The following is a 22,493-nucleotide window of genomic DNA, read 5'->3' as shown; positions in this document are numbered from 1 at the left end:
GGCGGCTACGATCACCGCTGTGGCTCCCAGCCTGGAGAACCTGCTGGTCGTAGGCGTCGCGTCGAGCGCTCTGTTCGACCTGACGCAGTCCGACGCCGTCTTCGTGTCGGAGGGCGAACAGGCCTACCGCGCCTACCAGGAAGCGCACCTGGCCGACGCGTTGGCACCGGGCGTCGCGTTCCCGTTCCTCCGCCGCCTGCTGCACCTCAACGCGCTCGGGCCCCTGGTCGAGGTCATCGTGCTCTCCCGCAACTCCCCCGACACGGGCCTGAGGATCCTTCGTTCCGCCGCGCACCACGGCCTGACGATCACGCGCGCGATCTTCACCGAGGGCCGCGCCCCGCACGAGTTCATGCCGGCGCTGAACATGTCGCTCTTCCTGTCCGCCAACGAGAACGACGTCCGCAAGGCCACGGCTGCCGGAATGCCAGCGGGCCAGGTGCTCAAGTCGTCGTTCCAGGACGATGACGACCCGGCGTTGCGCATCGCGTTCGACTTCGACGGCGTCCTGGCCGACGACGCGTCCGAGCGGATCTACCAGAGCGGCGGGCTCGACCGGTTCCAGCAGCACGAGGCCACCAACGTCGTCACGCCGCTGGACCCCGGGCCGTTGCGGAACTTCCTCGCGGGCGTCAACCGGATCCAGCGCGTCGCCGAGGACCGGATCCGGGTGTCGGTGGTGACGGCTCGGTCCGCGCCCGCCCACGAGCGGGCGATCAACAGCCTCAAGGCTTGGGGGCTGACGGTGAACGATGCGTTCTTCCTGGGAGGGTTGAAGAAGGCGCCGATCCTGGACGTGTTGCGACCGCACATCTTCTTCGACGACCAGCGGGGGCACCTGATCTCCACGGTGCCGTGCGTGCACGTGCCGTTCGGGGTCAGCAACGAGTGATCAGCGGCTCCACCACCGCTTCGCCCGCGCCGGTGCCCGTACCGGGTCCAGCCCCCTGCCCTCCAGCCACGTCACACTTTCGGCGTCCGCCGTGGTGTTCAGCGAGAGCGCCACGACCCGAGGATCGCCATCACCGCGCACCACGTCCCCGGCGAGCGCATCCAGCAACGCGCCCGCTGATGACGACGGACTCCGCTCCTCCACAGCGATGTGCACCATCACGTGCACGTCACCGGTGTCGGCCAGCCGCCCCTGCGACACCCAGACGATCTTGACCGCGGGGAACTCCGCGATCCGCCGTCCCACCGCCTCGCGAAGCGCCTCGGCCAGCGCGTGCGTGGACGGACGCGGCAGCAACCGCTCCCCCGCCGTGTCCCAGCCGCGGTCCCGCAAGGTGCGCAGCAGCAGTGACACCGGCAGGCCGGTGAGGCCTTCTGGCGAGTGCATCACCACCGTCACGACGCCGGTCAGCTCGCAGATGTCCAACAGCCCCAGTGCGTCGCAGAACAGGGCGCCTGCCGCCTCCGGCATCCGCTCGGCGCAGCTCTCCTCGCTGACGAAGCACGGCAGCCAGGGCCCCTCGATGAACATCACGGAGCCGTTGGCCGCCACCGGAACGAAGACACCGTGGTCGGCGATGGCGCCGGCGATCAGGAGGTGGTCGTAGTCGGAGCGGTGCGCGAGAAGCTCAGCGAGCGCCGAGTTCACGACCGGCCGGCCCGGACCGTCCGAATCGGTCAGTTCGGAGTTGTCACGCATGAAGATCCCCCAGGAAGAAAAAAGCCCGGCCACCCAACGGGATGACCGGGCCTGATCCTAAAGGGCTACTTCTTCGCGAGACCGCTCTCGATCGCCTTGATGATCGCCGGCCGCAGCTCCGCCGCCGAGATGATCGCGTCGACCGCCCCGACCTCCACCGCGCGCTGCACGCTGTGCACCCGGTCGAACTCGGCGGCCATCTCGTTCAGCTTCTCCGTCCGCACCGACTGACGCGTCGACGCCAGCTCGGCGGTCAGGGCCGCCCGCTCCGCACCCGAGGCCTCGGCCACGGCCGACTCCAGCTTCTTCACGCGCGGGTCGTTGGCCGTGCGGCCGTCGACCTCGCGGGCGAACACCACGGCCGCGGCGGGCGCGCCGCCGATGACCGAGGCGAAGGAGCCCTCGACGGCGAGCACCGTCATGGACGGGTTCAGGGCCTTCGAGAAGACCACGAACGCGCCGCCGTGGTAGCGGGAGATCACCGTGAAGACGATCGGGCCGCGGAAGTTCACGATCGCGCGGCCGATCTCGGCGCCGTACTCCAGCTGCAGTTCGCGCATCGACTCCGGGGAGCCGTCGAAGCCGGACAGGTTCGCCAGAACGACGAGCGGCCTGTTGCCGGAGGCCGCGTTGATCGCGCGGGCCGCCTTCTTCGACGACTTCGGGAACAACGTGCCGGCGGTGTAGGTGTCCGGGCCGTCGGTGGGCGGGAAGCCGGTGCGGGAGACACCGCGCGACTCGACGCCCAGCAGGGTGACCGGGATGCCGCCGAGGTGGACGTCCTGCACCACGGCGGTGTCGGCGTCGGCCATGCCCGCCCAGCGCTCCAGCACCTCGTGGTCCTGGTCGGACAGCGCCCGCATCACCGTGCGGATGTCGAACGGCTTCTTGCGGTCCGGGTTCGACTCGATCGAGAAGATCTCGCCGACCGTGGTGAACGGGCTGTCGCCGACGACGTGCGGGTAGGACGAGACATCGCGACCAGAAGGGTCCGAAGTGGACACACGACGCGGAGAGGACTCACCCGGCGCGATGTAGCTGTGCTCGTAGTGCGCCAGCAGGACGTCGAACGCCGACCGCAGGTTCGGGGCCCAGTACTGCGCCTGGCCGTTCGGGCCCATGACGCGGTCGTAGCCGCCGATGCCGTAGTTGTCCTCCGCCGACACGCCACCGGAGAAGTCCAGTGCCTGCTTGCCGGTGAGGACCATGGCCGAGTCCGGCGTCATGACCAGGATGCCCTTGGTGTGCATGAGCATCGTGGCCTCGGCGTTCCAGTACGGCTGGGCGCCGACGTTGATGCCGTTGACGACGACGTTGATCTCGCCACCGTCCTGCGTGAACTCGACGATCCGCTTCAGCGCCGCGGCCACCCAGTCCATGTTCTCGACACCGGAGCTCATCGAGATCTTCGCGCCGGACGACAGCGAGAACCACTCCAGCGGAACGGAGAGCGACTCGGCGAGGTCGATGGCGTGGATCACCCGCGAGCACTCGGGCTCGGCCAGCGCGCCCAGCGACTTGGTCGGGTCGCCGAGCAGCACCACGCGCTTCATGCCCTCGGGGTACGCGGGGGTCGGCGTGGTCACCACACCGACGACGATGCCCGCCTTGTTGCCACCGCGCGGCCGGTCGACCGGCACCAGGGTGCCGTCGACGACGTCGTGCTCCACGAACGACCCGCCGTCGCCGACGAGCATGTCGACCAGCTCGTACGGGTAGATCGTGCCGCGCGACTGGGCGCGCAGGACGTTCTGGCGGTAGTCGTCGAGCGGCTGGATCGGCTCGGTCGGCGGCTGCACGAACGAGAACCGCACGCCCGAGCCCGCGTCCTGGGCGATCCGCACGCCGATGTCGGTCAGCTCACCGGAGACGGGATCCCTGCGGCGCGCCAGGAACAGGACCTCCTCCAGGTCCAGGCCGGCGGTCGTCGGCAGCACGCGCTGACCGATCGCGTCCAGGTCCTTCGACCCGAGCTCGGTCGGCGGCCACGCGTAGAGCACCACGCGGTTGGTCGCGAGACGGGTGCGACCACCGGCCTGCGCGCGGGCCCGGCGGATGCCGTCCAGGCAGGTCGCGAGCACGTCCTCGGCGGCGGGCAGGGCCACGATGCGGCCCTCGTCGTCGCGCAACGGCGTGAGGTCGCGGACCTGGCCCAGCGCGACGAGGCGCTCGTCGGACTTGTTCGCCTTGGCCACGGCGCGGAACAGGTACACGTCCTCGTCCACTGAGGACAGACGCGTGAGGTCGAACTCCCGCAACCGCTCCAGCTGCATGCGTTCGGCGATGCGCGGGTGGAGCCCGCGCACCAGCCTCTCCTCCGCGAACCCGCCGGACGACGGGCGGAACGTGAAGTGGTGGTGCATCGACTCGCCGCGACGGCCCGCCACCGTGGTGGTGATGCGGGTGATCGACGGCGGCAGCTGGTGCGCGGCCAGCGCCGCACCGAGTCCGGCGGCCATCTCGTCCTGGTCGGACGGACCGTCGGCCCAGTTGACGTAGAGGTCCGCGACGACGGCGCTTCCGTTGCCGTGCTTGACGACGTCACCGACGGCGTCCGCCAGCGACGGGAACTCGACGGCGGTCGAGACGAGACGCGTCTGCTCCGGCTCGTTCTCCGCGACGAAGAACGCGCCGCTCACGCGCGGGTTCTCCAGCGCCTTCTTGGTGTAGTAGCGCCGGGCCAGCACCTCCAGCAACGGGGTGTTGTCCGCGCCGGGCTTGCCGATGCGCTGCCCGAGCAGGCGCACCAGCGGTTCGGCGGACGCCACCATCGCGACGATCCGCTCCTCGCGGTCCGCCGCCTGCGGGTTGGCGTCGAGGTGGATCAGGTGCCTGCGGACCTCGGTGTGCACGCGGGCACGGGTGCGGCGCACCAGCGGCTGCGCGAACCAGGTGAACACGACGCTGCGGGCGAGGTCGGCCACCTGCGGGTAGCGGACCTGCGTCGCGGCGATGATGTGCTCCAGCACCAGGCCGACGCGCACGCGATCGGACTCGACCGGCGGCGCCTCCTCCACCCACTGGCGCAGCAGCGCGGTCGCCACGGCCGCGTCGAACACACCGCGGCGCAGCGCCACGAAGATCCGGAAGACGGCCTGCTCCAGCTCCGGCGTGCGGTCGAGCTCGGTGATGCCGTAGTGGCCGATCACGTTCGCCAGCCGGGCGCGGAAGCTCTCCGGCAGCGCCGCGCGGTCGGCGTCGAGCGTCTTCAGGTAGGTGTGGAAGTGCTCGCGCGGAGAGTGGATGTGGTTCTCCGGCTTGGTCTCCTCACCGGCGGGGCGGTTGCGCGAGAGGTCGCTCAGGTCGGCGAAGATGCCGAGCAGCTCGGCCTCCTCGACCAGCGGCCGCTCCTGCGACTCCAGGCGCGCGGCCATGTAGTTCGACAGCACCCGCGCGGTCTCCAGCGCGGTGGTGTCGAAGCCCAGCAGCAACGCGCGCAGGTCGTCGCGACCGCGGGCGGCGAGCTCCTCCGGACGGACGTCCGCGGGCGGCTCCGGCAGCTCCAGCTCGACCGACGACTCGGGCTTCGCCACCTCGGCGGCGCCGGCCTCGTCCTCGACCTCCTCCAGCTTCAGCAACGCGCCACCGGCGGGCACCTGGGTGCCGACGACGACGTTCAGCTCCTTGAGCCGGGCGCGGAACGGCGCGCGCAGCACCGTCTCCATCTTCATCGCTTCGAGCACGAGCACGGGCGCGCCGGCCTCGACCTCGGCACCGACCGCGAGCGGCGTGGCGACGACGAGCGCGGGCATCGGCGAACGCAGGACACCGCCCTCGTCACGGGTGACGCGGTGCGTGACGCCGTCGACCTCGACCTGGTGGACGACGCCGTGCGTGCCGGTGACGACGCGGAACCGCGTGCCGTTGACGGTGATCTGGCCGATCTGGTGGTCGAACCGCTCGACGTCGACGTCACCGGTCAGCACCGTCTCGGAGTCCGCGGCGGACACGCCGACGCGGTACTTCGCGGCACCGACGCGCGCCACGTTGACGACGTACGGCTGGCCGCGCAGGACGAACTCCAGCTTGGCCGCGCCCTCGTGGTTCGTGCGCGGCTGGCCGCCCCGCGACGACGCCAGCAGCTCGGTGCGGTTGATCTGCTCCTCGTCCTCGTAGACCTCGATGCCCGCGGCGGCGAGCGCGATCGCGGAGTGGCGGTGCGAGATCAGGCCGCCGTCGGCGCGGACGCGGTCGATCCACGAGGTGTCGGCGGAGCCGTCGATCACGGCGGGCTCGTCGAGCAGGTCGAGCACGAAGCTCTTGTTGGTCGTGCCGCCCTCGATGATGACGGTCGTCTCCGCCATGGCGCGGCGCAGCTTGCCGAGCGCCTCGTCGCGGTCGCGGCCGTACGCGATGATCTTCGCGATCATCGAGTCGAAGTCGGCGGGGATCTGCGAGCCCTCGGCCACACCGGTGTCGACGCGGATGCCGGGGCCTGCGGGCAGCTCCAGACGAACGATCGTGCCGGGGCACGGCGCGAAGTCGCGGTCCGGGTCCTCGGCGTTCAGGCGGGCCTCGACGGCGTGGCCGAGCTCGGTGGGCTTGGAGCCCTCCAGCCTGTCGCCACCCGCGACGTGCAGCTGCGCCTTGACCAGGTCGAAGCCCGTGGTGATCTCGGTGATCGGGTGCTCGACCTGCAGGCGGGTGTTGACCTCCAGGAACGCGAAGAGCTTCTCACCGGGGTGGTAGAGGAACTCGACGGTGCACGCGCCGCGGTAGCCCACCGCGTTCGCGAGCCGCTCGGCCGAGGACTTCAGCTCGTCGACCTGGTGCGGCTCCAGCACGCACGAGGCCGACTCCTCGATGATCTTCTGGTTGCGTCGCTGCACCGAGCAGTCGCGGACGCCGAGCGCCCACGCCGTGCCCTGGCCGTCAGCGATGACCTGCACCTCGACGTGCCGGGCGCCGGTGACGAGGCGCTCCAGGAACATCACGCCGGAGCCGAACGCGCGCGCGGCCTCCAGGCTGGTGCGCTCGAAGTTCTCCTCCATCTCGGCAGGAGAGGTGATCTTGCGGATGCCCCGGCCGCCACCACCGGCGGTCGCCTTGAGCATCAGCGGGTAGGTGACCTCCTCGGCCACCTTCAAGGCGTGTTCGAGGTTCTCCACGGCACCGCGCGACCACGGCGCGACCGGGACCCCGACCTCCTCGGCGATCAGCTTCGAGCCGATCTTGTCACCGAGCTTGCGCATGGCCTCGGCGGACGGGCCGACGAACGTGACGCCGACCTTCTCGCACAGTTCGGCGAACTCGGGGATCTCGGCGACGAAGCCCCAGCCGACCCACGCGGCGTCGGCCTTCGTCTCGACGAGCGCCTTCTCCAGCACCTGAAGGTTCAGGTACGGCCGGTCAGCGGCCAGGCCGAGGTTGTAGGCCAGGTCGGCCTCGCGCACGAAGGGCGCCGACTTGTCGACATCGGTGTACAGGGCAACGGTCTCGATCCGTTCCCCTGACTCGGCGGCGAGCTCACGGACGGCGTGGATCAGCCGCATTGCGGCTTCCCCGCGGTTGACGATCGCTACACGACTGAACAACGACTTGGCTCCTCGCGGACATTACGACCCCAGCGGCACACGCCGCCCAATCGATGTACACACTCTCGTCTACTACTCGGTAGCAAAACCGCTAGATCGGAACGAGTTGAGCAGCGTGCTTTGTATGAAACCAACAAGGCACCAGGTCCTCGGCACAGCCTCACTTGAGCCCGTGTCCCAACTCACCACCGCTCTCGCTGACCACCCGTGACCATCCGACCACAGCGGCGACAGCGAGCGGTAATGCCGCGGTCACCAGCGCGGAACGGACCGACAGCGCGTCGGCCAGCACGCCTCCTACCAGCGCACCGGCGGGTTGCCCCACGCCGAACGTCACCATGCGCCCGACCAGGTTGACCCTGCCCTGAAGTCGATCAGGGGTGATCAGCTGACGCACGGTGATGCCGTTGACGATCACGACCGTCGAGGTCAGGCCCCACAGCGCGATCCCGAGCACGGCGAGCCACCACGCCCGCGCCCCCACCAGCAGCCCCAGCACGCCCACCCCGGCGGTGAGCCCGGCGGCGGCGATGCGGCGGGGGTCGCAGGCGTCGCTGAGCGCGGGCATGAGCACGGTGGCGGCGAACGACCCGGCGGCCAGCGCGCTGAACAGCACGCCCACGCGCGCGTCGTTCTGCGGAACGTCGAACACGCGGAAGGCGTAGACGACGAGCAGCCCGGACACGGCGCCACCCGCGACCGCCTGACCGAGTCCCAGGCCGAGGAAGAACCGGACCGCGGGCTCCCTCCACAGGAACTCGAGCCCTTCGCGGATGTCCGAAGTGAGGGACGCGCGGGGCTGCCGGGCCGGGTTCAGCGGCCGCAGGATCGTCCGGACGAGCGCCGCGGACACGGCGAAGCTCACCGCGTCGAGCGCCATCGTCGCGGCGGGCCCGTGGATCGCGAACAGCACACCCGCCACCGACGGCGCCACGATGTGCACGGCCGTGGCGGTGCTCCAGATCGCACTGTTGGCGCGGACGAGGTTGTCGGTGCCGACGAGCGCGGGCACGGCCCCGAACCCGGCCGCGTCGAACCAGACGCCGACGCTAGCCACCCCGCCCGCGACCAGCAGCAGGTGCAGTGGCGTGAGCGCGTCGAGTGCGGCCGCGACGGGCACGCTCGCCAGCAGCCCGGCGCTGACCAGGTCCGTGACGACCATGACCGAGCGCCGCCGCATGCGGTCGACGAGCGCGCCCGCGACCAGCCCGAACACGAGGTACGGCGCCGCGGTCAGCGCCGCGAGCGCTCCCGTGTACGCGGCGCTGCCGGTGAGCGAGTACATGAGGACGGGCAGCGCGACGCCCGACAGCGCGGACCCGGCGTTCGAGATCAGCCCGGCGAGCCAGAACCTCCTGAACTCCCGGTCCTCCCACAGCGTCACATCAGGGCTGCGGGATCCTGATCACGGTCCCCTGGCTGATCACGTTGGGGTCCGTGATGACGTGCGGGTTGGCCCGCACCAGCCGCGTGTAGAGGTTGCCGGAGCCGTAGAACTGCGTGGCGATGGACCACAACGTGTCGCCGGCCTTGACCTCGTACTCCTGGTAGACGCGATAACCGGGCACGATCCGCGGCCCGTACACGACGGGCACGATCACCTTGTCGAGCTCGGCACCGTCCTTCGGCGACACCCAGAACACCTCGACGAAGAGCCGGTCGAGCGCGAACGACGCCCCCGACACGTCGACCCGCACCTGGAACTGGCCGTGGCCGCCGACCCCGTCCCCCGCGGTGAACCCACCGGTGACCTCGTCGTGCCCCTCGTGGATCCGGTAGCCGAACTGGGCCTCGAACGCGCCGCCCGCCGTGCCCGCGATGTGCACGCGGCTGCCGACCAGGCCGAGCGGGCGGGGCTGTTGTACGTCGATGGACATGTTTCCCCTTCCTCCGCTGGTAAGTCGTGGGCGGGTCGGGGTGCGTTGCCGGGGTTCACCCCGGTGGCGCAACGGTGGTGGAGGTCGGAGTCGAACCGACTCTGCGCGAGGGCTCCCGTTTTACAGACGGGCGGGGCTCCACAGCCCCGTCTCCACCATTGTTCGAACACATTTCAAGCGCACGAAAAAGCCGCCCGACCCGTTCGCACGGGCGGGCGGCTCTCGACGTCGGACGAGGCCTTACGGCGTCACGACGGAGAGCCTGAGCTGGGCTGATAGCTGCGATAACGGCGCATGCGGACCACCTTGCCTGATCCAGAACGGGCTGGCGAACGATTAATCGCGGAAACGTCGTCGCGCGCCCGAGCGACATCCAGGACGTGCAGGTCGTGGGGCGCGGCCGTGAGCTCGCCGCGGCGCGGTCGTGGCTCGCGGCGGAGACCGGACGGCTGGTGCTCTGCGGCGGTGAGCCCGGCATCGGCAAGACGCGGCTGGCCCAGGAGCTGGCCGGGCACGCGCTCGCCGTCGGGCGGGAGGTCGTGTGGGGGCACTGCGTCGAGACCGCCGGGGCGCCCGCGTTCTGGCCGTGGCGGCAGGTGTTGAAGGCGGCGGGGGCCGATCCGGACCACGTGCTGGCGCACGACGCCGAGGTGCCGCAGGACCGGTTCCGGGTGTTCGACGCGGTCGCGGCGGCGCTGGACCGCGACGGGCTGGTGATCGTCGTCGAGGACGTCCACTGGGCCGACGAGGCGTCGTTGCTCGTGCTCGGCCACCTCGCCACGCACCTGAGGAACGTGCTGGTGTTCGCGACCTTCCGCGATCCGTGCCCGGCGGTCGCCGACCTCATGCGCTCGGCCGACCGGATCGACCTGCACGGGCTGTCCGCCGGCGAGGTCGCGGAGCTGGTCGGAGCGGAGCACGCGGCCGTGGTCACCGAGCTGACCGGCGGGAACCCGTTGTTCGTCACGGAGATCGCCCGCGCGCTCGACGACGGCACCTGGCGCGCGGACCGGCCTCCGCGCAGCGTGCGTGACATCGTCAGCGCACGCCTCGCCCGGCTCTCCCCCGAGGCCCGTCACGTTCTCAGGACCGCGGCGCTGATCGGGCGCGACTTCGACCTCGACCTCGCCGCCAGGGCGTCGGACCTGCCGATCAGCGTGCTGGACGAGGCGACGACGTTGATCGACGCGACCGGGCACCGGTTCGTGCACGCGCTGACCAGGGACGCCGTCGAGGCCGCGCTCTCCCCCGCCGAACGCCGCGCCCTGCACCGCCGGATCGCCGAGGCGATGACGGACAGCACGCGCTACGCCGATGTCGCACGGCATTGGAACGCTTGCGGCGCAAAGGAAGAGGCGCTCAAGTGGACGATCCGTGCGGCACAGGACGCGGTGGTCCGGCTCGCCTACGAGGAGGGTGTGCGCCTCTACCGCGCCGCCGCGGAACTCGAAGACAGCAACGAGATCCAGGTCGCGCTGGGCAGAGCCGCCTACTTCGCCGGAGACCTCGCGGCGTGCGTCCAGGCCGCCCAACGCGCCGCCGAGCTGGCCGGGACACCCGAGCAGATCGCCGAGGCCGCACTGGTGCTCGAAGCCGCACCCGGCGCGGGCGTCAACGCGGTCGCGATCCCGTTGTGCGACAACGCTCTGCGGCACGAAGTCAGCCCGGCGACCCGCTCCCGTCTGCTGGCGCAACGCAGCCATCTCGCGTTCTACAGCGGCGAACAGCACCGGCTCGACGAGCTCAGCCGCGAGGCCCTCACCCTCGCGCGCGGCGACGACCGGGCGCTCGCCGAAGCGTTGCACGCCAGGCAGGAGGCGTGTCCCGGTCCGGCCGGTCGCGCCGAACGGCTGGGGCTCGCCACCGAGATGATCGCTCTCGCCCATCGCACGCACAGCCCGCGCGGCGCGATGTGGGGTTCGCTGTGGCGCGTGCACGCGCTGGTGGAGAGCGGCGAACTCGCTGCCGCGCAAGAAGAACTGCCTGCACTAAGACTCGCCTGCGAGCGCGTCGGGGGCGAGGTCCCGTTGTGGCACCTCGAAGTCGTGACCGCCTGCCTCGCCCAGGCCCAGGGCCGGTTCGCCGAAGCGCGGGAGACGGGCCGCAGGGCCTACGACCGCATGCGGGCGATCGAGCGCGAACCAGCGTCCGGCGCCTACTTCGCCTTGCAGTGCGGGCTTTCCTGCCACCTCGGCGTCACGGAGGACGGCCTCGCGCTGGCACGCCACTTCCACGACCCGCCGCCGCGGTTCCGGCTGATGGCGAAGCTCACGCGGGCGTTCCTGTTGCTGCGCGCGGGTTTCCGGGACGAGGCGCTGGACTTCTACCGCCGGTCGGGACCGGTCGCCGAGTGGGACCTGCCCGCGTTCTTCGTGCTGCCCGGCCTGGTCGACGCCGTGCTCGTGACGTCGGGACTGGGCCTGACCGACGACCTGAGGCTGGTCCTGCCGCGGCTCGCGGAGTTCCGCGGCGAGCACGCGGCCGGCAACGGCGTCGCGTACATGGGACCGGTGACCCTCGCGCTGGGTCGCGGCCACCTGGCGCTGGGCGAGCACGAGCAGGCCGTCGCCGACCTCACCACCGCCGTCGACGAGGCCTCCCGCGCGGGCGCGCCCGCGTTCGCCGCCGAGGCTCGCTGGCACCTCGCGGCGGCGTTGCGCGCTCTCGGCCGGGACGCCGACGCCGTGCAGCGCGCCGCCGACCGCACGATCCGCGCGCTGGGCATGACCGCGTTCACCACGACCGAGCTGAGCAGCCGCGAGCACGAGGTCGCGGCACTGGTCACCGAGGGCATGACCAACCGTCAGATCGCACGGAGGCTGGTGATCTCCGAGCGGACCGCCCAGAATCACGTCCAGCACATCCTCACCAAGCTCGGCTTCAGCACGCGCAGCCAGATCGCGGCGTGGATGAGTACCGCACCGAGTAGTGCGGCGGATGGCTGACCTGCGCGAACTCCCTACCTTCAGCAGCGACGACTGAAGGAGGACCCCATGTGGCTCACCATCGCGACCCCGCCCACCCGTTCCCTCGGCCAGCTCGACGAGGTGATGGGCTCGACCACTCCCGACGGCCTGCGCGCCCGCTACGCCTGCCAGACGGACGGCGAGTTCCGCGTCATCGCCGTGTGGGACTCGAAGGACCACGCCGACCGCTTCTTCCGCGAGGTCCTGGGCCCGGTGCTGGCCCGCGTGCTCGGCCCGGAACCGGCCGGCGCCCCCGCGATGACCGGGATGGAGGTGCTGCGGGAGTTCATCCCGGCCGTCACCGGGTAGCCGCCTGGCATGCGACCAGTTCAAACAGCGTCCTCAGTGGTCGGTGCGGCCTTCCTGCTCGTCGGTGTGCTCGGGTTCGTCCCTGGCGTCACCACGCACTACGACGAGCTGGGCTTCGCCGGCCACTCAGGCGCTCTCCTGCTCGGCCTCTTCGCCGTGTCCGTCCTGCACAACCTCGTGCACCTGCTGTTCGGGGTGTTCGCTCTGCTCGCGGCGAAGACGACCCAGTTCTCCCGCATGTTCCTGGTGGCGGGCGGCGGCCTCTACGTGCTCCTGTGGGTCTACGGCTCGGCGATCGGCGAGCACGGCGACTCGAACTTCCTGCCGGTCAACACCGCCGACAACTGGCTCCACCTGGGCCTCGGCGCAGCGATGATCGGCCTTGGAGTGGCCGCGACCGCCGTCGAACGTTCCCGCAGCGACTCCCCCGTCAATTGAGCAGCGCGATCGACAGGTTCAGGGCACCCGCGAAGCTCACCCACGCCAGGTAGGGCAGCAAGAGCGCCCCGGAGACCGTGCTGCGCCTCCAGAACGCCACGAGCACCGCGACGATCGCCAGCCACAGCACGACGATCTCGGCGAACGCCACCCAGAACCAGCCGAGACCGAAGAACAACGGCGTCCACAGCGCGTTCAGCACGAGCTGCCCGCCGAACAACGCCAGCTCACCGCGTGTCGCCCCGGCCCGCCACGCCAGCCACCCGGAGACGGCGATCATCACGTACAGCGTCGTCCACACCGGACCGAACAGCCAGGCGGGCGGCGCCCACGACGGCTGCTCCAGCGCCATGTACGTCGAGCCCGCCGACACGGAGAACAGCGACCCGACCACGGCGGTCACCAGCACCGCCCCCGCGAACAGGCCGAGCGCGCGGACGGGGTGCCGTTCGGATACGAGCGTCATGCCACGGGTGATACCCGTTCAGGAGCGCGGCAAAGCACGCACGATCTTCAGGACCGCCGCCCGGCTCGGCCTCTCGCGGCCGGGCCCCAGCAGCGTGAGCTCGTCGACCAGCACGGCCTCGCGGATCTGGGCGTCGTGACCGGGCAGCTCGGCCCGCAGCGCCTCCACCAGGCGTGATCGCAACGCGCGGCCCAGCGGGTCGTCGGTCGGAAGCAGCCGCCAATGCGCGTTCAGGATGCGCGACGCCACGTCCTCACCGCCGACCGCCCAGAGCAGGCGGATCATCCGGTCGGCGAGGCCCATGCGTCCAACAGTGCGGCCCGGCGGTCGCCCTCGCAACCGCCGGACACGCCAACAGCGCTTACTTCTTCTTGCCGGTGAACAGGGCCTTCACCTGGTTGCCTCGGCGGCGCAGGCCCCACTTCGTCACCCGGATGAGTGCCTCGCGGACGATGTTGCCGCTCATCTTCGACTCGCCGAACTCGCGTTCGAGGAACGTGATCGGCACCTCGCGAACCCGGAAGCCCAGCTCGATCGTCCGCCAGAGCAGGTCGATCTGGAAGCAGTAGCCGGCGGACGCGACCGAGGCGAGGTTGAGCTTGCGCAGGGTGTCCGCGCGGAACGCCCGGAAGCCGCCCGTCATGTCGCGGACGTTCGCGCCCAGCGCGAGCCGCGAGTACAGCGAGCCGCCCAGCGACAGGAACTTGCGCTGCGCGGGCCAGTTCACGACCTCGCCGCCCGGCACCCAGCGCGAGCCCAGGACCAGGTCGGCCTTCGGCAGCGCGTCGAGCAGGCGGTGCAGCTGCTCCGGCGCGTGCGAGCCGTCGGCGTCCATCTCGCAGATGACGCCGTAGTTGCGGTCGAGCGCCCACTGGAAGCCCGCGACGTACGCGGCGCCCAGACCGGCCTTCTCGGTGCGGTGCATCACGTGGACCCGGTCGTCCGCGGCCGCCATCTCGTCGGCGAGCTGGCCGGTGCCATCGGGGCTGCCGTCGTCGACCACGAGGACGTGCACCTCGGGCAGTGCCGTGTGCAGCCTCTTGACGATCTTTCCGATGTTGTCCCGCTCGTTGTAGGTCGGGATCACCACCAGCACCTGCCCGAGTTCCTGGTCAGGCTGCCGCGCCATTCGAGTCCTTCCGTCGTCGTATGAAGCCCGGCGCCAACGCCACAAGACCCGCAGCGGCAATCACCCACTCGGGCCAGGCTCCTAGCCAAGTCGCCAGCGTAGTCTGTGACCGCAGCGGCAGTGTCGCGACCAGGGCACCAGGCTCGAAAAGCCCAGTCTTCTGAGTGACGGAACCGTCGGGTTCGACGATCGCGCTCACCCCGGACGTGGCGGCCACGACCACCGCCCGCCCGTGCTCCACCGCCCTCACGCGGGACATGGAAAGCTGCTGGTAGGTCATCTCCGTGTACCCGAACGTGGCGTTGTTCGTCGGGATCGCGATGATCGTCGCGCCGGCCGTCACGGAGTCGCGGACCACTGAGTCGAACGCCACTTCGTAACATGTGTCAATCGCGACCTTCGCGGGCCCCATGACGAAACCCTCGGGGTCCGTGCCGGGCTGGAACACGCCCGCTCGATCCACCTCGGACGCGAACAGCCGGAAGAACGACCGCATCGGCATCGTCTCGCCGAACGGCTGCAGCTTGCGCTTCGTGTAGGTGTCCGTGGCGCCCTTCTCCGGGTCCCACAGCACCACCTGGTTGCGCGGCAGCCCGTCGTTCTTGTCGACCACGACGGCGCCCACGGCGATCGGCGCCTTGATCGCCTTCGCGGCCTCGTCGATGCGCGCGGCCGCGTCGGGGTTGCGGAAGGGGTCGATGTCGGAGGAGTTCTCCGGCCAGATGACGACGTCGGGCTGCTCGACCTTGCCCGCGGCGACGTCGGCCGCGAGTTCGACGGTCCTCTTCACGTGGTTGTCGAGCACGGCGCGGCGCTGCGAGTTGAAGTCGAGGCCGGCGCGCGGCACGTTGCCCTGGATCGCGGCGACGGTGACGGTCCCGGCGGAGGCGTCCACCCCCACGGGCAGCACCAGGCCCACCGCCAGCGGCACGACGACCAGCGGCGCGGCGAGCTTCCAGTTCCTGACCAGCCAGAACAGCCCGAACCCCGTCAGCACCACCGCGAACGTCACCAGCGGCGCCCCGCCCAGCGACGCGAGCGGCAGGAACCAGCCCTCCGGCTGCCCGAACGCGATCTTGCCCCAGGTGAAGCCGCCGAACGGGAACACCCCGCGCAGGGCCTCGTCCGCCACCCACAGGCACGCCGCCCACAGCGGCCAGCCGGGCACGCGTGAGGCGAACGCCATCGCGGCCGTGCCGATCGAGATCATCAACGCGCACGCGAGCGCCAGCGGCAGCCACGCGATCAGCCCGACGAACTCACCGGTCCACCGCAGCAACGGCACCATGAACCCGAGGCCGAACAACAGCCCGTACCCGAATCCCGCGCGCGCACGCCTGTCGTAGATCACATAGGCGAGCAACGCGAACCCGAGCGGAGCCAGGAACCACAGCGGACGCGGCGGAAAGCTGAGGTAGACCAGCACGCCGCCGGCCACGGCGAGTGCCACGCGCAACAGCACAGGACGGCTCACTTTTCGCCTGCGCGCGGGCAATTCCGGCGATTCCGGCGCGATGGGGGGTGCGACCACCCGATCAGCGTACGAGGCCCAGGAGTACACAGGACGTATGACTTACGTCGATCTTGTGTTGAAACGGCTGTCCACGGACGACCAACGCGAGGCACTGATCGGCGGCGACACCAGACTCACCCGCGCGCAGGCCCGTGACCTGCTGTTCCGGCTCGCCGACGGTCTCGTCCGGCGCGGCATCGGCCCCGGCGACGGCGTGGCCGCGTACGTCGGCAACACCCCCGAGGCGGTCCTGCTGACCGTCGCCGTCCACCTGCTCGGCGCCCGGCTGGTCTACGTGCCGCCGGAGCCAGGACCGAGCGAACTCAGGGCGCTCGTCGAACGCGCCGAGGTCTCCGGCGTCGTCGTCGACCCGGCCTTCAGCACCCGCCTCGACGGCTGGCACCTAGCCGACCTCCCCGGCGACCCGGTCGAACGCACGCCCGCGGACGCGTTCACCACCGTCATGTACACCGGCGGCACCACCGGCCTGCCGAAGCTCGCGGTCCACCACCACGACAACCGCTGGGCGGCGTTCGCGGACACGCCTCCCTCGAACCTGCTGTGCAACACGCTCATCACCCACGGCAGCGGCGCCGCCGCGACCCAGCTCGCCCTGGTCACGGGGTCGAAGCTGGTGCTGGGCCCCTCGACGTTCGACGCGGACACCTTCGTGCGCCTCGCCCGCGACGAGCAGATCACCGTCACGATGTTCGTGCCGCCGATGATGTACGAGGTCCTCGACCACCCCGAGTGCCCCGGCCCGCAGTTCGGCGCCGTCCTCGTGGGCGGCTCCCCGCTCGCCCCGAAGCGGCTGCGCCAGGCGATCGAGAGGTGGGGCCCGGTCGTCAACCAGGCGTACGGCATGACCGAGGCGATGGCGATCTCGATGATGCCCGCGACGTCCGTCGACCTCGCGAAGCCGGACACGCTGCGCACCGTCGGCAAGCCCAACCCGCTGACCGAGGTCGAGATCCGCGACGACAACGTGTGGGTGCGCGGCCCGTTCGTGATGAAGGGCTCCGCCGATCATCAAGATTGGTCCGGGTGTGAGTCGACGAAAAGCGTGTCGACTCACACCCGAAGGGGCGAACCCCCGTTGAGCGAAACGGCCGATGGCTGGTTCAACACCGGCGACATGGGCCATTTGGATTCCGACGGATACCTCTATTTGAACGATCGCAGCAAGGACGTCATCGTCACCGGCAGGACCTCTGACAACGTTTACTCGCGCCTGTTGGACGACTTCGTCGTGACGCTTCCGGGAATCCGCCAGGCGGCGGCGGTCGGCAAGCCCGACGACGCGCTCGGCGAGGTCGTGCACCTGTTCCTGGTCGCGGAGGGACCGGATGTCGATGTCGACAGGATTCGCGATTCGGTTGTGGCCGAACTGGGTGAGCTTTACCAGCCCAGAGGGGTCACGGTCCTGCCTCAATTGCCGCTGACGAAGGTCGGAAAGGTCGACAAGCGCAAGCTGCGTTCACTCTTTCGGTAAGGTTCGTCACAGACCAGGAGGTGACGGATGCCCCGTCCAAGCGTGGAAGCGGAACGCAAGGCGCAGATACTCGCGTCGACCTGCAAGGTGATCGCGGCCGAGGGCTTCCGCCATCTCCGGGTGTCCGACGTTGCCAAGGACGCCGGCGTCTCGGGTGGCACGGTCCACTACTACTTCGAGACCAAGCGCGAACTCACCGACGCCGCCTTCGAACACTGCTTCGAGGTCTCGGTCACCCGCCGCCGCTGGATCCTGGAGTCGGACGAGCCCCCACTGACCCGCCTGCGCATGGTCGTCGAGTCGTACCTCCCCGAGGGCGCCGAGACCGTCGAGGCGTGGAAGGTCTGGGTGGAGCTCTGGGTCGAGGCCATCCGCAACCCGGAACTGCAGGAGCTCAACGAGCGCTTCTACGGCGAGTGGCGCGACATAGTGGCGAGCATCTTCCGCGCCGGCCAGGCCTCCGGCGACATCACCGCGTCCGGCGACCCGGTGGAGCTCGCGAACATGTTGGTCAGCATGCTCGACGGCTTGGCCCTGCAGGTGCTGGCGGGCTCGCAGGCCATGACGGTCGACACGATGCGCACCATCTGCCTGCGTTTCGTCGACCAACTCTCCACCGCGTCCGTCGCCTAACGCTTTCCAGGGCCGTCCTGTTGCAGTTCGGATCCCTGGATTCGCGTGACGCCGCTCATCCGGGTCAATTCAGGGTTGGTCCCGATGCTAGGAACTGCTCGTGGTGGGCATCCTGGATACATGACCACGACAGTTGCTTTGAGCAGGCCCAGGACCAACCGGATGATCGCGGGTGTCTGCGCGGGGCTCGCCCAGCGCTGGGGAATGAAGGCGGGCACCGTGCGCCTTCTGTTCCTGCTGTCCTGCCTTCTGCCCGGACCGCAGTTCGTCGTCTACATCGTGCTTTGGGTGATCATGCCCGACCGCGGCTATTGATCCGCCGCTGGAAACCGCGCCGCTCGTCCTTCGGGGCGGGCGGCGCGTTTCAGTACGTGCCGGCACGCCCGAGGAGTTCGACGGGCGGGTCGTGCGGGCTGAAGCCGCGCGTCAGAAGGCGATCGATCCACCTCCGCGAAGCGTCTTCGCCGAGTGCGACCTCGTCCAGCTTTGCCAGCACCTTCGCGTAGAGCGCGATCGAGGACCTGTCGTCGAGGAACAGCGCCGAGTTCAGGCCTTCGACGTAGGCCATCGGCTCGTACTTCGCGAAGGACAGCATGGTGAAGTCGCCAGTGAGTGCTCGACCGGCCGGCACGATCCGAACGCTGATGTACGGACGAACCATCAGGCGCAGGATCTCGTGGAGCTGCTCCCCCAGCACGTCGAGACCTCCGACCGGCGAACACAACACCGGTTCGTACACGTAGAAGACGAACCGCCTGGTGTTCGCCACGAGTTCTCGCCGCTCCATGCGAGCGGTGACCAGCTTTCCGACGTCCTTGGCCTCGACGAAGGGCGAGTTCTCGGCGAGAGCGCGAGCGTACGACTCGATCTGGGCGAGGCCCGGCAGGAACATCGAACTCCAGGTCACCACCGTCTTCGCGATCTGCTGGTTGCGGGTCAGCGCTCGAAGCCGGGGCGGCACCGGGGAGTCGTAGAGCTGCAACCAGCCTCGCTCCCGCGATTCCAGGTAGAGATCCTTCAAGTACTTGAACTCGTCCGGCGCGGTCTGGCACATGCCCAGCAGGTAGGTGAAGTCGTCGAGGGAGACCCCGGCCTTGCCGTTGACCAGGTCCGACAGTTTGGCGTGCTCCCACTTGAGCCTTCGCGCGAGCTCGCTCTCCCTCATGCCGGTTCGTGCGATCGCTTCTCGCAGGGTGTCGCCGAACTCGCGACCCAGCACAGTGGACACTCTCTTTGGCATGCGGGCGAAGCTAGCGCCGCAACTCCCCGACCCTCCAGCATTTCGGGCCCAAATTGACCGGAAAGAAGCAGGCTTGGAAGGGTTCTACGACCTCACCGGTTCTCCTCCACCGGTATCCCGGCCAACTCCTCCGTCAAACTGGTGAACGACTCCGGCTCCACCCGGAACCACCCGTCGAACGGCTGCGTCATCCCCACGCACAACACGCACACGAACGACAACAGTGCCGCCGTAAGACTCATCTGGAAGATGTGCCGCTTCCGAGAGGTGAACCCGATCATCAACGGGAACACGATCATCGCAATGGCCCCCGCGATCGTCCCGAACAGCATGATCTTGCCGGTGTTGTCCAGCCCACCGGCCGAGTCGAGCCGGTCGCGGCGCAGGTCGGTGATCTCCCGCAACGCCTGCACGGACCGTTCGCGCGCGCTCTTCACCTCGTCCGGGGTGGCCGGGAGCGAGACGATCTCGACGTGCAGGGAGTTCAGCGTCTCGGCGGTCGAGGCGTCGGACTCGCCGTGGGCCAGGAGCGGCCATTCCTTGTCCGCCACCAGTTTCGGGTACTCGGTGAGCAGGGAGCGGATGTGGTCGCGCTGGGGCTGGGGCATGGCGGCGGTCTGCCAGTAGACGTCGGCGACGGCTGCTGCCTCGCGGGAGGCGTTGTCCTCGGCGGCGCCGCCCTCTTCCCAGACGATCACCATGTAGAAGGCCAGTGCGACGATGAACAGGCCGCTGATCACCGCGCCGAGGAAGCCGCGCGAGTCCGCGTCCTTGTCGTCGGCCTGGTCGTGGGCGCGGGAAGCGCCGAACAGGAGGCAGGCGACGGCGGTCACGACCACCGAGGCGAGGACGATGACTAGCGCGGTCCACATGGCCTCCATCTCCCCACAGCCGGCACCGTTTGACCACCAACACCACGCTTCCCGGCACTCTTCTGCGCTCGACAAGAGCAACGGCACCCGCGCCCGACGCACAGCCCGTCCACATCGGATCCCAGAAGCGGAAGCCTTTGACACGAACAGGAGAACCGAACCACAAGACCCTCGACGGAGAGTGATCAGGCGGTGATCAACGGGCGGTGACAAGCGCGCGGAAGCGTGCCAACCTGTGCGCCGACCCGACCGGAAGGCGTGGCATGCGTGTACCGATCCTCATCGCCGTCGTGGTGCTGCTCCCGTTGTTCACGCCGGGGCCGGTCGCCGCGGCCGAGGTGTGGCGCACGCAGTTCGACGAGGCGGTGTACGGGGACGTCGTGGTCGTCGGCAACTCCGTCCTGACCTGCCCGACGCCCGAGCAGGCAGGGCACTACCCCAAATACCCGCCGCAGTCCTGTGTGGACGCCTTGAACCGCAAGGGAAGCGGGCCTTCGGCGCTCAACAACGGCCACCGCATGATGTGGAACGACGCCGACGCCGATCCCGCCACGTTCAACTCCTCCACCGCCGAACTGACGATCCCGGCCGGCGCGACCGTCGCGTACGCCAAGCTCGGCTGGGCGGGCAGCGCCACCTGTCGTGACGCCGTCAACCCGCCTGGCGCACCAAGGGATCCGGTCACCTTCAACGGCACCCCGGTCAGTCCCGGCACGTTCGCCATCGACGCCCCGGACGACCTCTCCCACACCGACAACACCTTCTACAGCGCCGAAGCCGACGTCACCCGCGCCCTCACCAGCGGCACCGTCACGGTCGGGAACGTCTGGGCGCCCCAAGGGTTCGACTGCTTCGGCGGCTGGTCGCTCACGGTCGTGTGGAAGTTCGCGAACGCCACCGCTGCGGCACCCGCGAAGCGCCACATCGCGGTGCACGGCGGGCATGTCCGGCTCCCCACGCAGAAACCGGTGCTCACCACGCCGATCGCGCCGACCCACCCCACCGGCGGGGTCGTGAAGGTCGGCTTCACCGCCTACGAGGGCGACTGGGCCACGGACGGCGACCAGATGCTCGTCAACGGTACGTCGATCGGCGGGCGCAACGCGTTCGTGTCGTCCGCACAGGGTGCCGCGTACCCCAACAACATGAGCGTCGACGCGCGCACGGTGACCGTGGACGAGAACGTCCTGAAGCCCGGCACCAAGAGCGCCGAACTGGGCTTCAAGCGCGCGGACGACGCGTTCCTCATCCAGAGCGTCACGTGGTCGTTCCCGCTCCCGGAGCTCACCCTCGCCGTCACCCCCGAGAACCCCGCCGCGCATGCCAAGGACACGGTCACCCAGACCGCGACCGTCACCAACGTCGGCGACGCACCGGCGGCGAACGTGACCGTGTGCGGCAAGCAGATCGGCACGATCGCTCCACACGCGACCGCAACACACACATGCGAGTCCACGGCGGCCGACGACGACTACCCGGCGACCGTCGCGGCGACGGGAGCCAGCCTTGCGGGCGATCCACTCGCGACGCAGAAGCAGACGACCGTGGACGTGCTGCGCCCGGCGTTGAGCGCGACCACCGCCGCCGAACCGAAGACCGCGCTCCCCGGCCAGGCCGTCGAGTTCACGACGACCGTCACGAACACCGGCGACACCCCGCTCTTCGGCCTCGCAGCCCGTACACGGGGAACCTGCGACCCGATGCAGGGCCAACTCGACCCCGGAGCCACGGCGGCCGTCGACTGCACGGTCCCCGCGGGCGACGAGAGCGGCACGCTCACCTCCACCGTCACCGCGGCCGACAAGCTCGGCGGCAAGGTCGAGGCGTCGGCGTCCGTGCAGGTCAAGGTGGTCTACCCGCGGCTGACGATCGCCGCGGCCTGGTCGAAGGACCGGGCGTTCGACGGCGAGGAGGTGACGGTCACCGTCACGGTCGGCAACCCGTCGGACGTCCCGGTCGCCGACGTCCGGGTCGAGGGCGAGCCCGCCGCGTGCCTGAGGACGTTCCCGACCTTGGAGCCCCGCCAACGCGTCACCTACACGTGCCAGGTCGTCGCACCGGTGAACTCCCGGCTGACGGTGTCCGGCGCGGGTGCCGCCGGCGCGGTCAGCGAGAGCGCGGTCGTCCGGATCGAGTCGCTGAGCGCCCCGGTCCCGCCCGAACCCGAGCCGCCGGTGGTCAATCCCGGCCAGCCGGAGCCCCCTCGCAAGATCGCGCAGGTAGAACAGGTTTCGAAACCCGCTGCCGGCGGAATGGCGGCGGTGCTCGGGATGATCGGCATGGTCGTCGTCGCGAGCGCGTTGTCCGGAGGCGGCCGCCGCTGAAGGTGAAGATCGCCTCACTCAACGGAAACGGGCGTGTTGCTTCGCAGCC

18 protein-coding genes and 1 tRNA gene are annotated in these 22,493 nt (G+C 69.9%); 8 read left to right on the top strand and 11 right to left on the bottom strand.

The window, feature by feature from the left end; all coding sequences use genetic code 11:
- The first annotated feature begins 19 nt into the window (after nt 1–19).
- Nucleotides 20–892, top strand: a complete 873-nt coding sequence (locus ACFWN2_RS09000; RefSeq protein ID WP_382426025.1) for a 5'-nucleotidase — start codon at nt 20–22, stop codon at nt 890–892.
- Here ACFWN2_RS09000 and ACFWN2_RS08995 read toward each other — a convergent pair whose 3' ends face one another.
- The 5 genes from ACFWN2_RS08995 to ACFWN2_RS08975 form a co-directional block, all read right to left on the bottom strand.
- Nucleotides 893–1,651, bottom strand: coding sequence for a hypothetical protein (locus ACFWN2_RS08995; protein WP_382426023.1), 759 nt, complete (start codon nt 1,649–1,651; stop codon nt 893–895).
- A gap of 65 nt (nt 1,652–1,716) precedes the next feature.
- Nucleotides 1,717–7,185 carry a carboxyl transferase domain-containing protein gene (locus tag ACFWN2_RS08990; protein WP_382426022.1) on the bottom strand — a complete coding sequence of 1,823 codons (5,469 nt, stop codon included), beginning with the start codon at nt 7,183–7,185 and terminating at the stop codon, nt 1,717–1,719.
- A 160-nt stretch (nt 7,186–7,345) separates the two neighbouring features.
- Nucleotides 7,346–8,569, bottom strand: a complete 1,224-nt coding sequence (locus tag ACFWN2_RS08985) for an MFS transporter (protein WP_382426020.1) — start codon at nt 8,567–8,569, stop codon at nt 7,346–7,348.
- A gap of 1 nt (nt 8,570) precedes the next feature.
- A complete protein-coding gene (locus ACFWN2_RS08980) occupies nt 8,571–9,062 on the bottom strand; it encodes a Gmad2 immunoglobulin-like domain-containing protein (protein ID WP_382426018.1) in 492 nt (163 codons plus the stop codon).
- Between the two features lie 75 nt (nt 9,063–9,137).
- Nucleotides 9,138–9,219 (bottom strand) — tRNA-Tyr (locus ACFWN2_RS08975).
- Nucleotides 9,220–9,442: 223 nt separating this feature from the next.
- Here ACFWN2_RS08975 and ACFWN2_RS08970 point away from each other — a divergent pair.
- The 3 genes from ACFWN2_RS08970 to ACFWN2_RS08960 are packed head-to-tail and all read left to right on the top strand — an operon-like array spanning nt 9,443 to nt 12,775.
- Nucleotides 9,443–12,007 carry an ATP-binding protein gene (locus ACFWN2_RS08970; RefSeq protein WP_382426016.1) on the top strand — a complete coding sequence of 855 codons (2,565 nt, stop codon included), beginning with the start codon at nt 9,443–9,445 and terminating at the stop codon, nt 12,005–12,007.
- Nucleotides 12,008–12,055: 48 nt separating this feature from the next.
- Entirely contained in the window at nt 12,056–12,337 is a 282-nt protein-coding gene (locus tag ACFWN2_RS08965; protein WP_382426014.1) for a hypothetical protein, read from the top strand.
- A 9-nt stretch (nt 12,338–12,346) separates the two neighbouring features.
- Complete coding sequence (locus ACFWN2_RS08960; protein ID WP_382426013.1) at nt 12,347–12,775, top strand: DUF4383 domain-containing protein; 429 nt, start codon at nt 12,347–12,349, stop codon at nt 12,773–12,775.
- Here the strand turns inward: ACFWN2_RS08960 and ACFWN2_RS08955 are convergent.
- Genes ACFWN2_RS08955 through lnt form a run of 4 tightly spaced genes read right to left on the bottom strand, consistent with a single transcriptional unit; the run spans nt 12,768 to nt 15,844 of the window.
- A complete protein-coding gene (locus tag ACFWN2_RS08955; protein ID WP_382426011.1) occupies nt 12,768–13,241 on the bottom strand; it encodes a TspO/MBR family protein in 474 nt (157 codons plus the stop codon). The two genes, ACFWN2_RS08960 and ACFWN2_RS08955, sit on opposite strands and share 8 nt — an antisense overlap.
- A gap of 18 nt (nt 13,242–13,259) precedes the next feature.
- On the bottom strand, nt 13,260–13,544 hold the full coding sequence (locus ACFWN2_RS08950) for a hypothetical protein (protein ID WP_382426009.1): 285 nt from the start codon (nt 13,542–13,544) through the stop codon (nt 13,260–13,262).
- A 58-nt stretch (nt 13,545–13,602) separates the two neighbouring features.
- Complete coding sequence (locus ACFWN2_RS08945) at nt 13,603–14,370, bottom strand: polyprenol monophosphomannose synthase (protein ID WP_382426008.1); 768 nt, start codon at nt 14,368–14,370, stop codon at nt 13,603–13,605.
- A complete protein-coding gene (gene lnt / locus ACFWN2_RS08940; protein ID WP_382426007.1) occupies nt 14,354–15,844 on the bottom strand; it encodes an apolipoprotein N-acyltransferase in 1,491 nt (496 codons plus the stop codon). Before lnt ends, ACFWN2_RS08945 begins: the two co-directional genes overlap by 17 nt.
- Nucleotides 15,845–15,938: 94 nt before the next feature.
- On the opposite strand from lnt, the gene ACFWN2_RS08935 reads away from it, so the two are divergent.
- From ACFWN2_RS08935 to ACFWN2_RS08925, 3 genes are all read left to right on the top strand, one after another.
- Nucleotides 15,939–17,375: a class I adenylate-forming enzyme family protein gene (locus tag ACFWN2_RS08935; RefSeq protein WP_382426006.1), complete on the top strand. Its 1,437-nt coding sequence runs from the start codon at nt 15,939–15,941 to the stop codon at nt 17,373–17,375.
- Between the two features lie 27 nt (nt 17,376–17,402).
- Nucleotides 17,403–18,008 carry a TetR/AcrR family transcriptional regulator gene (locus ACFWN2_RS08930; protein ID WP_089911415.1) on the top strand — a complete coding sequence of 202 codons (606 nt, stop codon included), beginning with the start codon at nt 17,403–17,405 and terminating at the stop codon, nt 18,006–18,008.
- A 120-nt stretch (nt 18,009–18,128) separates the two neighbouring features.
- A complete protein-coding gene (locus tag ACFWN2_RS08925; RefSeq protein WP_093588499.1) occupies nt 18,129–18,323 on the top strand; it encodes a PspC domain-containing protein in 195 nt (64 codons plus the stop codon).
- Between the two features lie 49 nt (nt 18,324–18,372).
- Here the strand turns inward: ACFWN2_RS08925 and ACFWN2_RS08920 are convergent, their stop codons facing one another.
- Together ACFWN2_RS08920 and ACFWN2_RS08915 are read right to left on the bottom strand one after the other, a co-directional pair.
- Entirely contained in the window at nt 18,373–19,248 is an 876-nt protein-coding gene (locus tag ACFWN2_RS08920) for a helix-turn-helix domain-containing protein (protein WP_382426005.1), read from the bottom strand.
- Between the two features lie 92 nt (nt 19,249–19,340).
- On the bottom strand, nt 19,341–20,120 hold the full coding sequence (locus ACFWN2_RS08915) for a hypothetical protein (RefSeq protein WP_382426003.1): 780 nt from the start codon (nt 20,118–20,120) through the stop codon (nt 19,341–19,343).
- A 263-nt stretch (nt 20,121–20,383) separates the two neighbouring features.
- On the opposite strand from ACFWN2_RS08915, the gene ACFWN2_RS08910 reads away from it, so the two are divergent.
- Nucleotides 20,384–22,444, top strand: coding sequence for a hypothetical protein (locus ACFWN2_RS08910; protein ID WP_382426001.1), 2,061 nt, complete (start codon nt 20,384–20,386; stop codon nt 22,442–22,444).
- Nucleotides 22,445–22,493 lie beyond the last annotated feature (49 nt).

Source organism: Lentzea sp. NPDC058436 (genome assembly GCF_042721515.1).
GTDB lineage: Bacteria > Actinomycetota > Actinomycetes > Mycobacteriales > Pseudonocardiaceae > Lentzea.
The sequence above is the reverse complement of the archived record's forward strand: the minus strand, read 5'-3'. Positions and strand labels throughout refer to the sequence as shown.